The 14371-nt window shown below is 35.6% G+C and carries 13 protein-coding genes and 1 tRNA gene; 5 read left to right on the top strand and 9 right to left on the bottom strand.

The genetic code is table 11. The features are described from left to right. Positions 1 to 84: 84 nt before the first annotated feature. The 6 genes from ABWU31_RS02670 to ABWU31_RS02645 all read right to left on the bottom strand — a co-directional run bounded on the left by ABWU31_RS02670 (position 85) and on the right by ABWU31_RS02645 (position 4638). The gene (locus ABWU31_RS02670) at positions 85 to 966 is read right to left on the bottom strand and encodes an Rpn family recombination-promoting nuclease/putative transposase (protein WP_338482322.1); all 882 of its coding nucleotides are present in this window, start codon (positions 964 to 966) and stop codon (positions 85 to 87) included. A gap of 301 nt (positions 967 to 1267) precedes the next feature. After that, positions 1268 to 2284 (bottom strand): DNA polymerase III subunit delta, encoded by a 1017-nt coding sequence (gene holA, locus ABWU31_RS02665; RefSeq protein ID WP_006279994.1) that lies wholly within the window; start codon positions 2282 to 2284, stop codon positions 1268 to 1270. Positions 2285 to 2289: 5 nt separating this feature from the next. Continuing rightward, entirely contained in the window at positions 2290 to 2469 is a 180-nt protein-coding gene (locus ABWU31_RS02660; RefSeq protein ID WP_007548716.1) for a hypothetical protein, read from the bottom strand. Positions 2470 to 2600: 131 nt separating this feature from the next. Beyond that, the gene (locus ABWU31_RS02655) at positions 2601 to 3410 is read right to left on the bottom strand and encodes a metal ABC transporter permease (RefSeq protein WP_049973644.1); all 810 of its coding nucleotides are present in this window, start codon (positions 3408 to 3410) and stop codon (positions 2601 to 2603) included. A gap of 1 nt (position 3411) precedes the next feature. Continuing rightward, positions 3412 to 3768 carry an Mth938-like domain-containing protein gene (locus ABWU31_RS02650; RefSeq protein WP_006279996.1) on the bottom strand — a complete coding sequence of 119 codons (357 nt, stop codon included), beginning with the start codon at positions 3766 to 3768 and terminating at the stop codon, positions 3412 to 3414. 3 nt (positions 3769 to 3771) lie between these two features. Continuing rightward, positions 3772 to 4638, bottom strand: coding sequence for a 4-(cytidine 5'-diphospho)-2-C-methyl-D-erythritol kinase (locus ABWU31_RS02645; protein ID WP_077188591.1), 867 nt, complete (start codon positions 4636 to 4638; stop codon positions 3772 to 3774). 81 nt (positions 4639 to 4719) lie between these two features. Between ABWU31_RS02645 and ABWU31_RS02640 the strand changes: the two genes are divergently transcribed. Continuing rightward, positions 4720 to 8292, top strand: a complete 3573-nt coding sequence (locus ABWU31_RS02640; RefSeq protein ID WP_353271324.1) for a UvrD-helicase domain-containing protein — start codon at positions 4720 to 4722, stop codon at positions 8290 to 8292. A 307-nt stretch (positions 8293 to 8599) separates the two neighbouring features. On the opposite strand, the gene ABWU31_RS02635 is transcribed toward ABWU31_RS02640, so the two are convergent. Together ABWU31_RS02635 and ABWU31_RS02630 are read right to left on the bottom strand one after the other, a co-directional pair. Continuing rightward, entirely contained in the window at positions 8600 to 9196 is a 597-nt protein-coding gene (locus ABWU31_RS02635; protein ID WP_015589093.1) for an RDD family protein, read from the bottom strand. A 24-nt stretch (positions 9197 to 9220) separates the two neighbouring features. Further along, positions 9221 to 9303, bottom strand: a tRNA-Leu gene (locus ABWU31_RS02630). A 114-nt stretch (positions 9304 to 9417) separates the two neighbouring features. Here ABWU31_RS02630 and ABWU31_RS02625 point away from each other — a divergent pair. The 4 genes from ABWU31_RS02625 (at position 9418) to ABWU31_RS02610 (ending at position 13218) form a co-directional block, all read left to right on the top strand. Continuing rightward, on the top strand, positions 9418 to 10869 hold the full coding sequence (locus ABWU31_RS02625) for a replicative DNA helicase (protein WP_006279932.1): 1452 nt from the start codon (positions 9418 to 9420) through the stop codon (positions 10867 to 10869). 117 nt (positions 10870 to 10986) lie between these two features. After that, on the top strand, positions 10987 to 11367 hold the full coding sequence (locus tag ABWU31_RS02620) for a hypothetical protein (RefSeq protein WP_353271323.1): 381 nt from the start codon (positions 10987 to 10989) through the stop codon (positions 11365 to 11367). A 38-nt stretch (positions 11368 to 11405) separates the two neighbouring features. Further along, positions 11406 to 12365: a hypothetical protein gene (locus ABWU31_RS02615; RefSeq protein WP_353271322.1), complete on the top strand. Its 960-nt coding sequence runs from the start codon at positions 11406 to 11408 to the stop codon at positions 12363 to 12365. A 20-nt stretch (positions 12366 to 12385) separates the two neighbouring features. Further along, a protein-coding gene (locus ABWU31_RS02610) for an IS5-like element ISWpi1 family transposase (RefSeq protein WP_353271062.1) occupies positions 12386 to 13218 on the top strand; the annotation gives its coding sequence in 2 pieces (ribosomal slippage) (positions 12386 to 12755 and positions 12755 to 13218; 834 coding nt in all). 36 nt (positions 13219 to 13254) lie between these two features. Here ABWU31_RS02610 and ABWU31_RS02605 read toward each other — a convergent pair. Further along, positions 13255 to 14266 (bottom strand): IS630 family transposase gene (locus tag ABWU31_RS02605; protein WP_353271270.1). Its coding sequence is split into 2 segments (ribosomal slippage): positions 13255 to 13803 and positions 13805 to 14266, totalling 1011 coding nucleotides; the frame shifts between segments, so codons are not numbered across the junction. Between the last annotated feature and the right edge of the window lie 105 nt (positions 14267 to 14371).

Genomic DNA, 14371 nt, shown 5'->3' with positions numbered 1-14371 from the left:
ATATCTATATAGTAAATTATGCGGTAATCGTAGACTACGCTGCCCACTTAAATTATGCCACAAAGGTTTTCCAAGTGTAACCGTTCACAGATTTCCACTTAATTCTTCAATCTCACTAATAGAAAGGCCAGTAAACTTGACAATAGTGTTGACATCAACATTATTAGCCAGCATTGCTTTTGTGACTTCAATTTCCCTTTCTTTTCTACCTTCCTCTCTACCTTTCTCTTCAGCAAGATCAAGTCTGTATTCAAGAATGGCTTCTTTTTTGCGTAGATCCATTATCCTTTCTTCGTAAGCTACTAAATCTTTTTCGTTCCAACGAAACTTGTCTAATTCATCATATGCTAGCTTTATTATTGGTGCTTTTTCTGCTATCTCTTTTAAGTCCTCTTCTGTTGTTTCTTCTGCGTATTTAAAAAAGAAACACCACCTTTCTACTGTACTTTCTAGCTGCTCTACTTTACTTTTTGAAAATTTGGGCAATTCTATAAAGATAAATTGCAAATCTTTTAAGTAATGGCCGTTGGTTTTTATATCACGTATATTATGAGTAGAGATATAATCAACTTCTTCAGGAAGTAAGTTACAATTGGAAATAGCAATAAAGAAGACTTTCTTTAAATCAATGTAGTTGCCAGATTTATCTAATTGTCTTGAGTAAGCCTTAGCAGCATACAGTTGGGCACGTTTCTCAAAACCTTTATCACGAGCAAGCTGCATCTCAATCACAAACCTATTACCAATAGAATCCTTGCAGAGAACATCAACAATACTCTGTTTATCAGAGGCAACTTCGGGATCCATAATAGTACTGAGGAATTCAACTTCTTGTATTGCATTTATCTCAGTAAACCCTAAAATATCGTTCAAAAAGTGAATAAGGATATTCTTATTTTTTTCCGTTCCAAAGATTTTTTTGAAACACAAATCATTGCGAGGATCGAGAAATTTTGAAAGAGCCATAGCCAAAGTGCTTAAAAATATTAATAATTATACACTATTATTAACAATTATTCAACCATATTTTTGAAGATAGCTATAGCTAACACGTCATAACCGCCACGAACCGTCATACCGCGATTCATTCGCGGTATCTCGGCATAGATTCCGCTAACAAGTAGCGGGATGACGATTGTCGGTGAACCTAAGTTACTTTAGCTATAGGCAGCAATTTTCTGTATTTATTTTAAATTGAAGAAAGCTCAAATGAAAGATCGTGTTTTGCTAAAATCACAGAATGCAGTCTGGTTACACCTTATCTTTGTTAGCTATAGCAAGTAACTGTATTTGTAATATGACAAATCACCTGTTGAAAAATCATTTTATGATCCAAGTCAGTTTTTTTACAGGTAACTTCTAAGCTTATCAATTTTTCCAAGATCTTCTTAAGTTCTGAAAGTTGCAAACTTTTCAAATGAGATTTAAAACTCTGCAATTGTTTAAAAAACAATGGAGGGCTTAGCTGATCAATCGCAGCCTGCTCACTCATTCCACCTTGCACTGACAGCAAAACGGTTTCAAGGCGTAGGAAATAATTTGATATAATGCGAATTAGTGCTATCGGTGAAAAATTTTCTTGCGATATCAATGCATCAGAAATTCTAATGAAACGCGACATATCTTTACTTGCTATGGCAGAGCATAGATCATCAAGTGTAGCATAGTCGTTGCCGGAAGTTGAAAAGCATAATTCTATATCAGTAAGTTTTAGGTCTTTTCTCTCCCCTAAGTATAAAACTAACTTCTCAAGTTCTGAACATATAGGCAGCTTGCTATGATTAAAGTAAGATTGCAAATGGTAGATTATCTCATTTGTGCATTTTATATCATTTTGTTTTAAGTAACTTGATATAATATCATAAAGATTGCTGTTGCTGTCTTTATAGCAAGCAATCACACCAAAAATTTTTGAACTCTCCATATAACTTTTGGTTGCAGAATTGTGTGGAAGATCAGTTGCTGTCATCATTACATAATGACCACTTGCATTATAATCCAATACGTTTTTTAACTCTTTGGATATACCTCCACTCACATTTATCAGTTTAATTAATTTTTTGCTGGTAAACATCGAAATGTTTGCCAATTCAGAAAATAGTAAACCGGGTGACTTATTCACTATTGCAAAATCCATCACCTGAACTGAATACTCATCCAAACTGGCAATTATTTCTTGTACATAAAAATCAACCCTACTGTTATCACTTCCATGAATTAACACACCACGTAAAGCATCAGGTTTCTCTAGGAATCTTTTAACTTTGGATGGTGTAACCCTCATGCCACCTATATGATATCATTCTCATTTGATTGTACATGAGTGTCCAAAGACTCTGAGCTTTCTTGTACAATATCATCTGCCGTACTCTGCACATTATCCGACTCTTCTGTTTTTCCTGTAATATAATTATAAAATTTTTTCACAGGTTGAGATATATATTTGGAAAAAAATCCCTCTTCGCTCATATTGCTTACTCCATAAAATTAACAACTTATCATTAGCATATAAATAATAGTATAGCAAAAACTATTTTGTGCTAAGATAGTGATGTTTTATAATGAGTATATTACAAAATTATTAACATTCGAGATTAAAATTAAGCCAACCTGCTTAATACTAGCCTTATAAAATAAGCGATAATTAAATATACGGCTGCAACAAGTATAATTGCAGGTCCAGTTAACAAATCAAAACTTGCAGATAACATGAGACCTGATATCCCAGAGATCACAGAAAAAACTGTTGCAACAATAATCATCTGCATCGGAGTTTTCGAAATGAGCCTTGCAGATGCTGCTGGTATTAGCAAAAATGCAGCAATAAGTAATATTCCTATTAATTGGGCAGCAATTGCTATAAATATAGCAAGAGTGATTAAAAATTCTAGTCTAACAAAGGTAACATTAATTTTTTCAACTACTGCTAAATCTTGATTAATTGAAATCATTAACCAATAACGCCATCTAAATATTAATATCAAAGTAACTACTGCAGAGGTTAAAAAAATCAATACTATATCACTTTGATCGAGCGTTAATATATCACCAAACAGTGAGCTAATAATACTATTATTGCCAGATGGAAGAAAAGACATAAGTATTAAACTCGATGATAAAACTACATTGGTAACAATGTTCAATATCGTATCAGCAGAATATAATCTGTTAAAATTAAGAGAAAGTAGTATAGCAAATGTAATTGCAATGAGCATTATGCTAAGCGATGGGCTAATCTTAAAGATTAAAGCAAGTGCAACACCAAGCAACGAAGAATGGGACAAACTATCACCAAGATAAGATAACCTTTGCCATATCATAAACGATCCTAAAGCGCCTGTTACTAGGCTAATTACAACTACTGCAACTAGACTGTTGATGAAAAAATCCTGGGTAAACATTTCAAACATGCTATATGGCTATTAGATAACTGACAACAAATCTATCTTCGGATATCAGAATATTATGGGTTCTGCATGCAGAACCTGTTGTCATAAATTCAAAATTTAAACCTTTTTGTTCCATAAGATAGGACTTCACTGAAGAACTTAGTATATTGCGTGTTTTACCAGTACCTATTATCAAAATTTCTATTTCCTCTGTTAAAAAAGATTTAAAATGTTCCTTGCTATTTATATCACTTTCTTTCAATTTAATCACCTTTTCAGGAAAAATTATAATTGAGCCGCAATATTCTCTATTATTCACCAAAAATTTTCCTTCCCTGTAACCATTTATAAGATTTTTATTCTCGGAAATTAAGGGCATAAGTCAAACTATTAATTGAGTGTCACATACCCACCATTCTGGTTGCTTTTTTCCGATATTAACTGCAGCAGCTTTTGCATTTTCCTCACTATCGAATATTCCAAAGCATGATACACCACTGCCTGACATGCGAGAAAGTATAGAGCCTTCTTGTGACTCAAGTGTTGATATCACATCCTTAATTTCAGGTACAAAGCTTATTGCTATTTCTTGAAGATCGTTTCTCGTCTCTTTAAGAAGCTTCAACAAATCCTTTTCAGCGTCATCGCTCCATTTAATTGGCTCAGAAAATTTTCCTTCATGTTTGGAAAATACCTCTGGTGTACTCAAAAACCTTTTTTTCGGTTTCACAAGCACCACATTTGTAGATAAAGAGAATTTTTTAATGTGGCATAATTCTTCGCCAATACCTCTAACAAAAACTGGCTTGCTATCTACGCTTGCAGGAACATCAGCACCAACGTTTAAGGCTATTTCATTTAAAATCGTCCTATCAATCTCCCACAGCTTCCCTAGCGTACGTACCACAGCTCCAGCATCTGAGGATCCGCTACCAAGTCCTGCAGCAATTGGTATGTTTTTTACAACCTTTACAGTGACTTTAGTGCGTACAGGAGCATGCCTAAGCAGCAGATTAACCGCTTTCATTACAGTGTTATACTGGTTATTTATTCTAGACTCGGAGTTTATAAATTCAACTGTAGAGTTATCGTATCTAGAATCCTTCTCACCTACTTTTATTTCCAAAAAATTAGAGAGATTAGCAAAGACAAACAAACCCTCAATCAAGTGATATCCTGTTTCCTTCTTATTTACAACATGCAAAAAAAGATTGATTTTTGCAGGCGCCTTTACACAAAAACTTTTCATTATATATCTTCACTAACACTATTTTTACATTATATGTATAATGCTATTTTAGTCAACTTCTATAAGGTTCTCGAACTTCTGATGAGATCAAATGCCATAAATCCTAATTTCTCTGTGTGGGTAAATGCGTCCGCTGGTACAGGCAAAACAAAAATCTTAATAGACAGAGTATTGAGACTTTTATTAGAAAACAAAAGAAATATTCTTTGCTTAACATTCACCAATGCTGCAGCAAACGAAATGGAGAATCGCATTCACAGCATACTCAGTAAGTGGGCAATATGCTCAGAGAGTGAATTAATAATGGATCTGGAACAACTAGACCTCTTGCATTTAAGTGAGGAATCGGTGTCATTCCAGTGCTTGACGCTGGAATCCAGAAAAAAGGAAGAATGGATCCCAGTGTCAAGCACTGGGATGACAAAGGAGAGTGCTGGGATAACGGAGGGATCCAGAAAAAATGAAGCACTTGATCGTCACTTAACAAGAGCAAGAAGGCTTTTCTCTGAACTGGAAAATCTTGGTCTAACTATACAAACCATACACGCTTTCTGTTACAAATTAATCTCCAGCTTTCCTATAGAAGCTGGCATTGCTCCAAATTGCACGCTGAGTGAATGTAAAGAATTACATTCCATCATATTCAATAAAGTGCTTCATAACGAAACTGTGCAGGATGATATCAACCTTATTGCAACTGAAATTGATGAAAATAAACTACGCGATTTGCTTTATACTTTATGTGTAAAAAGATCGATGTCAGCAAATGATTCAGAATACATCAAAGAAAAACTCAATGCTCCAGATGGAATTCATGATTTACAGAGTGAAACGACTGAGCACGTGGGAAGACTAGCCGAGATATTAAGTGAAGGCAGTAAAAGAGATCAGAGTTATAGTGAAATACTTTATTCTACTGTCATCCCAGCTGGGATCCAGAAAAAAAGAACCAGTGTCAGCTACTCGGATGACACCGGAATAAAGTGGAATGACACCAAAATAGAAAACCTAGCCAAGGTATTTCTCAAATCAGAATCGCACGAAAAAAAGAGCATATCATCCATTGCAACAAAAAGTATTTTGGAGAAATTCAAAGATGCAGAGCAAATAATAGAGAGCGTTCAGAATGTAGTATTTACCCATATAAGAGACATGAACTCTTATCAAATATTCAAGAGAACCAGTAGCTTACTTGGTGTATTTAAAGTATATGTTGATTTGTATAATAGTGAAAAATCAAAAAATGCACTGCTTGACTACAATGATATAATCAACTTAGCAACAAATCTTCTTAGCAATCCAAACTATAAAGATTGGATATTGTTTAACTTGGATCAAAAAATAGATCACATCCTTGTTGACGAGGCACAAGACAATAGCATCAGCCAGTGGAAAATTATAACAAATCTCTGCGATGAATTTTTTGCCGGTAATGATGAAAAGCGAACCTTATTTGTAGTTGGTGACGTAAAACAATCCATATACAGATTTCAAGGAGCAAATCCCCATCTATTCAACTATATGCAACAATACTTTCATACGAAAACTGGTGGTAGAGATTGGATATCATGCCAACTTGAAAAGTCATTTCGTTCAACTCCAGAAGTTTTGATGCTTGTAGATAGAATATTTAACAACTTCCGCGCAGAAATATCTTTTGTTGATAATGAAATAAAACATGTTCCACATAGAGAAAATGATCAAGGATATATTGAAATTTGGCCAGCGTTACCAAAGTGTAAAGAGGAAGAACAGCAAGCTTTACAAATTCCTCTGATATGTAAGGAAGGTTATACAATAGCAGATCGATTACTTGCTCAGGCAATAGCCCACAAAATTCACAATTGGTTAAACGAAGGGCGGATTTTAGTTGCTAAAGATCGCCATATAGAACCAAGAGACATTATGGTTCTGGTACGACAACGAAACGTATTGGTTGATTACATAATAAGCGAACTTAAAAAAGCAAACGTGCCAGTTGTAGGCCGAGATTATTTTAGAATTATGGACTATATAGCCGTGCAGGACTTAATAGCTTTGGCCGAATTTTTACTCCTCCAGGCAAATGATCTAGCTCTTGCAAATGCTTTAAAATCACCGTTATTCAATTTTACCGAGGATGATTTATTTAACATTGCATATGATCGTAAAGAGCATTCACTATGGGAAAGAATTCAGGATTATTCTGTGGTTATCTACAGTGAATTAAACTATCTCATTAACTTATCTCGCACAGAGTCTCCTCTTGAACTATTCACACATATATTGCGTACAGGTAAGAAGAAATTTGCTGCAAGGCTAGGTCTTGAGTGCTTTGAGGTTCTAGACGAATTTATGAACCTCGTGTTGCAATTTGAAAACCCATCTCTTCAAGCGTTTGTTCAGTGGATCAAGGAGAATAACCCGGAGATTAAGAATGATATGCAATCAGAACGCAATGCTGTGCGAATAATGACAATTCATAAATCAAAAGGTCTGCAAGCTCCCATAGTATTTTTGGTTGATACAAACACAGTGCCAAGAAACAGTGAAAGCATTATCTTTGATGGAACAGAAGTGCCATTTTGGTGTGGAAAAAACAACAACGCTTATTGCGATCAAGTAAAAAGAGAGAAAAAACTAGAGGATTATAATGAATATTTGCGTTTATTATACGTAGCACTCACACGTGCTGAAGATGAGTTATACATCTTAAGTAAAGAGCCAGTGCAAAAGGGCTCTTGGTATGATCTAATCACTAAGTACGGAGAACCATATAAAAAGAAACAAAGGGATTTACGGCCAATATTTAAAGAAAAAGTTGAAGTATTATGCGTGAATGCAAACTACCCTTACATTTATAAAAAACGTGATTACTTTGACGTTCCGGTCATTTCCCTTCCACCAAACCTATCAATGTCATTCCAGTGCTTGACACTGGAATCCAGTAAAAAAGAAGGAGAACCAGCATCAGCTACTCGCTCTCCCCTGTCATCCCAGTGCTTGACACTGGGATCCAGTAAAAAAGAAGGAGAACAAGTGTCAGCTCACTCTTCGGTATCATTTCAGCACTCTCTTTCGTCATTCCAGCGCGTGACGCTGGAACCTGGAGAAAAAAAGGCCTGGATCCCAGTGTCAAGCACTGGGATGACAAATAGGGGTATTAGAATGACAGACATGGGTATTGGAATGACAGATGAGAGTGCTGGAATGACAACAAGGAGCATTGGGATGACAGATGGTTATGCAAGAGGCCTGATTATTCACAGCATATTGCAGTATATGCCCAAGATAGAAAAAGAAAGGAGAAAAAATTGGGTCAGAAAATACCTTGATAACATCAGCGAAGATAAGGATGAAATTTACAGTAAAATATTAGCCTTTAATGAAAAATATGGCTATTTGTTTGACTTGGAAGGCAAATCAGAGATTACACTGAGTGGAACAATTGATGGCAAGTCAGTATTAGTACGACTAGATAGGCTATGCATAACGCAAGATAAAGCAATCATAATTGACTACAAGTCACACCGTAACGTTTCTGTTTCCTCATTAAATGAAATAAAAAAGCAAATGTTGACCTATAAAACCTTAGTACAAGAAATATATCCAAACAAGCAAGTAGAGTGCGTGGTTATTTGGGTGGAAGATTTAACCATTCAATCTGACTTTTAACGAAACTTGATTGCAAGAAATAGCTACTACGTCATACCACCGCGAACCGTCATCCCGCGATTCATTCCACAACTGTACGAACATTGCGATTTGGGCCTACCAGAAGGGTGTCATGAAAGTAGCTGACACTGGTTCCTTTACGACGGCAGTGCCCAGAGGTGTCATCCCAGTGCATGCACATAGTGCAAAAAATTAAAAATAAGACGCCAATACGTAATACTGTTGTCGTTTAATCTGCACAGATTGAAGATAAATGAATACCTTCAGTATCATGATAAAGGGGCTGGCGAAGGGTGTCAAGTAGTTTTTAGCTCTGCCTTCTAAGGCTTTTACTCGTGACAACCACTGTGCCTGCGATCTTATCGTGCCAAGTTTGACAGCGTTTGTTGAAATTTGACCATAAAAAGCCCAAGAACAATGGTGCAACTGACAATATAAAGGAAAAAAATCTCTTTGTTGCTTGTTTTAGGGTCATCTTTTCGAAAGTTTGTGCATCCACAACTCTAAGCCCAAATAATAGTTTTCCAGGTGTAGTAGCAAACTTTACCCACATATATATTACATAGCAAAAGAGCATAATAAACTGGACTATTTGATTTAGGATTAGTAATTTTATAAGTCTACTCTGCGTTGTCTTTTCTTCCGCAGACAGCGGTGCTTGCATTGGGGATTTTGCAGCAATTTGACTTAATATTTTGCTATCCTCTGAGTTCATAAAGAGCTGATTTAAGGCTTGGCTGCAAAACTGCAAGAACAAAACGATAATAATCAAATCAAGCAATACTGATATATAGCGCCTGAGGCCCGTTACATAACATATCCCATTTTCATCTTTCTTTACCTTTTGAATAACATTTATAGAAGAAAAAATAGAAAATAAACGATTAAAAAATTTATGTAACATATATATACTTTCCAATATTTAACGTGCCCCTGGCCGGACTTGAACCAGCATGCTTTTGCAAGCAACAGATTTTGAGTCTGCCGTGTCTACCATTCCACCACAGGGGCATTAAGTTTTAATGCTATAGGCAACACGGAATTAGTCAAATTTTTTTGCCTTTACATCTTTCAAATGAGGACTAAATATTCTACAATAATCAACAGTTACTCTCAAAACTTAAAATGAATGAATTAGCTAGTCTCTTGGGTTCAAGAAGTGTAGACAAGGAAATATGTAAATTACCGCATAACCTAGAAGCTGAACAGATGCTTATTGGTGCAATGATTCGTGATAATAGAATCTGTGATGCGGTTGAAGACACAATCACAGCGGAGAATTTCTATGATCCATTACATCAAAGTATTTTTACGCAAATATCCAAAACCAGGAAACATGGCATAATTGCCAATGAACTGAGCCTCAAAATGTTTTTTGAGAACGACCAAGCGTTTACCGAATGTGGTGGGGTAGAGTACTTAGCAAAGCTTGCAGCGAAGGCAAGTATTGCGCTTGATATCTATAGTTTGACTAGAATAATCCGTGATACTTACTTAAGGAGATGTTTAATTAAGCTCGGGCAAGAAATAGTTGGTGATAGCTACAACTACGATATTGAAAATCCTGCACAGGCGCAAATTGAACAAGCAATGACAAAATTGTTCAATTTGGCAGTAAAAAAACAAGGTGAGAAAACATATATAAAACTTGCAAGTTCAATTAAAGATGTAGTTGAGAAGATCAGCACACTGAAAAATAATCCAGAAGCGCTAGGCGTTACAACCGGACTTCAAGATCTAAATCAGCTTCTTGGTGGTCTACAAAAATCTGATTTATTAATTTTAGCTGCAAGGCCTTCTATGGGAAAAACAGCATTGGCGCTAAACATCGCACTCAATGCTTGTAAGATGTTGCAAAAAAGAGCAGATAAGCAACACTATGTAGCGTTTTTCTCGCTTGAAATGTCAGCAGAGCAATTAACTGCAAGGCTGATCACTATAGATTCAGGGATTAGTTATTATAAGGCATTAACCGGGAGAATTAGTGATTTTGAATTGCATGAATTTATCAATACTAGTACAGAATTATCTGAACTGCCTTTCATCATAGATGACACCCCTGCGCTATCAATTAGTGCCCTTCGCACCAGAATACGCTTGCTGTATCAATTATATAATGTAGAAGTGGTATTCATTGATTATTTGCAGCTAATCAGAGGAACAACAAAAAGGAGTAATGAAAATAGAGTGCAAGAAATCTCGGAAGTGACGCAGGGTTTGAAAGCAATTGCAAAGGAGCTAAATATTCCCATTGTTGCACTATCTCAGCTCTCTCGTTCTGTTGAGCAGAGGGATGATAAAAAACCACAACTTTCTGATTTACGTGATTCAGGGAGCATAGAGCAAGACGCAGATATAGTAATGTTTCTCTATAGAGAAGAGTATTATGAACTAAGAAAACAGCCAAATGAAGGAAACAATAAACATCGGGAATGGCAAGAGAAAATGGAAAAAATTAGAAACATTGCAGAGCTCATTATTGCAAAGCAGAGAAATGGACCAATTGGCAGTGTGAAGCTATATTTTGACTCTAACAGAGGTTCGTTTAAAGATTACACAGAAAGGCATAGTTCATAGCTTGGCAGCAATCTTCTTGTTCCCAAGTTCATTGATTATTTTTTTTATGTAAAGATAGCTTGACAATTTCTTAAAAATCCTTTTATAATGGTATTATATTTTATAATACGTGAGATGATGAATAAAAACAATGTACCCTATCTTATAGCTGGTGCTCTGGCTACTGCAACTTTATTAGCATCTGAAGTGTTTGCTGCAGCTCCTTATATTGGTTTCTTAGCTCCAGTTGCAGCATTAAGTGTTGGCTTGCCATTTATTATTGGTTATGCTGTGTTTTCTGTTGTAACTATTGCACTTTCGTATAAAGCAATTAGTGAGAACAAAACAAATTCTGAGTTAAAAAATAAAATGAAAGCTCAAGAGCAAACAATTTCTGGGCAAAAAACTCAACTAGCTAAAAAAGAAGCGGAAGTAAAAGCTAAAGAGGAAGAAAATTCTAAGTTAAAAGATCAAGTACGCACTCAAAAGCAGAAAAATTCTGAGCAAAAACTCAACTAGCTGAAAAAAATAAAAAGATAGAAGAAGACAAATTAAAAGTGGCAATTGCTGATGGCACTGTTCAGCTTGCAAAAGGAACAGTTAATAGCGCTGTTTGGTTTGCAAAAGAAGCAGTTAATGGTGTCTTGTATTCTGGCAAATATGCTTACGATAATTATGTGCCATCAACTGAGTCTACAAAAGGAACACTTAGTGGTATTGGAGGTGGCTTGAAAAATACTTATGATGCGTCAATTGCATCTGTAAGAGGAGCACTTAACAGCGTTGGAAGCAGCTTGTACAGTAGGATTTATTGTACTAAGGTTTCTAGTCCGGAAGAGCAGTTTAAGCGTGAAGATGGATCTAAACCTAGCATGCAAGAACTAACTCGTTTGGATTATTTAAATCTTGAGGTTCTTTCCAGTGAGCAAAAGCAACGAGCTAATAGTTTGGATTATTTAAATATTGATAACGTTCCTAAGCAACCTGATCATTTAAATGTTGATGCTGCTAAAAGTGATTTAATGAGTCTTTCTGAGGATCAGGATGTATTTTATGATGCAGAATCTGGTGATGAAAAAGATACTGAGGTTTCTAGCCTGAAAGAGCAGTTGGATGAAAACAATAAAACAAAAATTCAGTCAAGAATTTCTGTTGTATATGAGTTAGTAAAAGGGAAATTTACCAGCTTTTGGAGTGGTGTACAAAATAGTTATGTACTAGGTACTAATCTGTTGCATGCTCAACATAAAAACACCTTGGCTAATGTACCACAAGAAGAGGTTATAAATAAAGAAGCTCAAAAGCCAGAAGAGCAAGCAGAGCAAAAGCCAAATCTTCAAAGGGACAACAGCATAAACAATACGAAAGAAGACGGTAAAAATAAAAGAAGTGGAGCCGCAAGAAGAAAAAGAAAACAAGCACGAGTAGAACAACCTATAGTGTATGCAGTTAAAATAAGTAATAAATATGATGTGTTAGAGGTTGTCCGGAAACAAGTAAAAGGCTATAATATCTGAAATTTTAGTACGGGGTAAAGATGAGAAAAAAGTATCCAACAGATCTAAGCGAAAGGGAATGGGCAAGAATAGAAAAACACTTCAGAGTATCATACAAGAAAGGAGGAAGGCCGCCAAAGTATAGCAAAAGAGAAATATTAGAAGCAATTTTCTATGTATTGCGTACAGGGTGTCAATGGCGGTATTTACCAAATGATTTTCCGCTATGGAAGACTGTGTATGAGCAGTTCAGGCAATGGAAGAAGCAGGGAATTTTTGAGAAAATGAATTATGAAATTACAAAATATAGTAGAAGAAAAATAGGAAGGAATGAGCAGCCGAGTGCCTGTATAGTAGATAGTCAATCTGTAAAGACTACAGAAAAGGGGGGATCAAAGGCTATGATGGAAGTAAAAAAGTAAAGGGTAGAAAAAGGCATATAATTACAGACACTCAGGGTTTTATACTAGGTTGTTACGTAGGCGCTGCTAACGAAAATGATAGAGATGGTATTAAAATAGCATTAAACAATATGAGAACAAAATATACTAAAGTTAAAAAAATGTGGGCTGACATGGGATACCAAGGAAGAAATTCAAAGAATCACATAAAGGAAGAATATGACATAGATATTGAAATTGTTACAAGGCCTCCATGTAGATTTTGGGTGCACAAAGATACGCCACCTGAGCTACTACCAACAAGAGAACAAGGGTTTAAAGTACAGCCAAGAAGATGGGTTGTAGAAAGGACTTTTGCTTGGGTTAATAGGAATAGAAGGCTATCGAAGGAGTATGATTTACTCACAACATCCACTGAGAATTTCATATACCTAGCTATGAGTAGGGTTATGTTAAAGAGGGAATATGCTTGAATTTACTTGTTTCCGGACAACCTCTTATACCAATTCTCATTGTTGTCCAGTCAAATAGGAAACATTGCAGAGTTGTTTAATTGTGGAGCTGGCAAGAGAAGTAATAAATTTGCACAAAGCACCCTCAAGTAGAGCAATTGTATCGTATATTTTATTGCGCAAAATGTTCTGTTTTATACATAACCAAAGCCTCTCAACAGGATTTAGCTCAGGTGAGTATGGAGGTAGGTATATAATGTCGATATTTTTAGGTACCTTTAAATTTTTTGACCTATGCCAACTAGCACAGTCCATAACGAGAAAAGCCTCTCGTGTTTCTAGATATTGCGAAATTTGCTCAAGAAATATGTTCATGCAATCAGTGTTGACATTTGGTGCAAATAAGCTAGAACTCTCTCCATTTCTAGGATTAACTGCACTATAGAGATAGAAATTTTGCCTACCTAATTTTGTTTTAACCTGTGTTCTAATCCCCTTTTTAAACCACCCATGTCCAACTTTTGAATGTGTGCCAAACCGTGATTCATCAAAGAAAAATAGCTCTTTTTCTGGATACTTGCTAATAGCTCCATTGAGATTTTTTTTTGAATTCCTCTTGTTTGCTTTTATCTTGTCCATTATGAACTGGTCTTGGTGTAATATATGAGAATTTCATCTTTTGCATATGGCGGTGTACTGTAGATTTGCTGATATTTAATCCGAACTTTTCCTGGATTCTTATTCTCATTTCTTTAATGGTGATATTAGGATTTTCTTCTATCCACTCTTCAATTTGCTGTAGTTGAGCCTGATTTAATTTAGTTTTTCTACGACGTTGTGAAGGAGCAAACAGTTTTTCTTCTCTGCCAATTTTCAAGAGTTTTACCCACGAAGTTAGTGCGCTTCTTGAAATGCAATATATTTTTGCTACAGCCGTTATACTGTACTTTTTTGCTGCAATTACAGCATTTAGTTTTTTTGAAACATATGCATTATTCATTACTTTCTTCAGCATTTCTTTTGCTGATTCTACTACTTTTTCATCCAATAATTTTGATCTTAATGCCATTTAAACCTCGCTATTTTACTTACTTCAGTATGGCTTTTCTTCCATCATTGTCCATCTGTTTGCCCTGTAATGGGAATTGGTATTACTACCTGAATGCTTCCTTGG

Origin of the sequence: Wolbachia endosymbiont (group A) of Alloplasta piceator (genome assembly GCF_964028505.1) — a bacterium.
GTDB classification, from domain to species: domain Bacteria; phylum Pseudomonadota; class Alphaproteobacteria; order Rickettsiales; family Anaplasmataceae; genus Wolbachia; species Wolbachia pipientis.
Note: the sequence above shows the minus strand (reverse complement) of the source record. Positions and strands in the feature narration are given on the sequence as shown.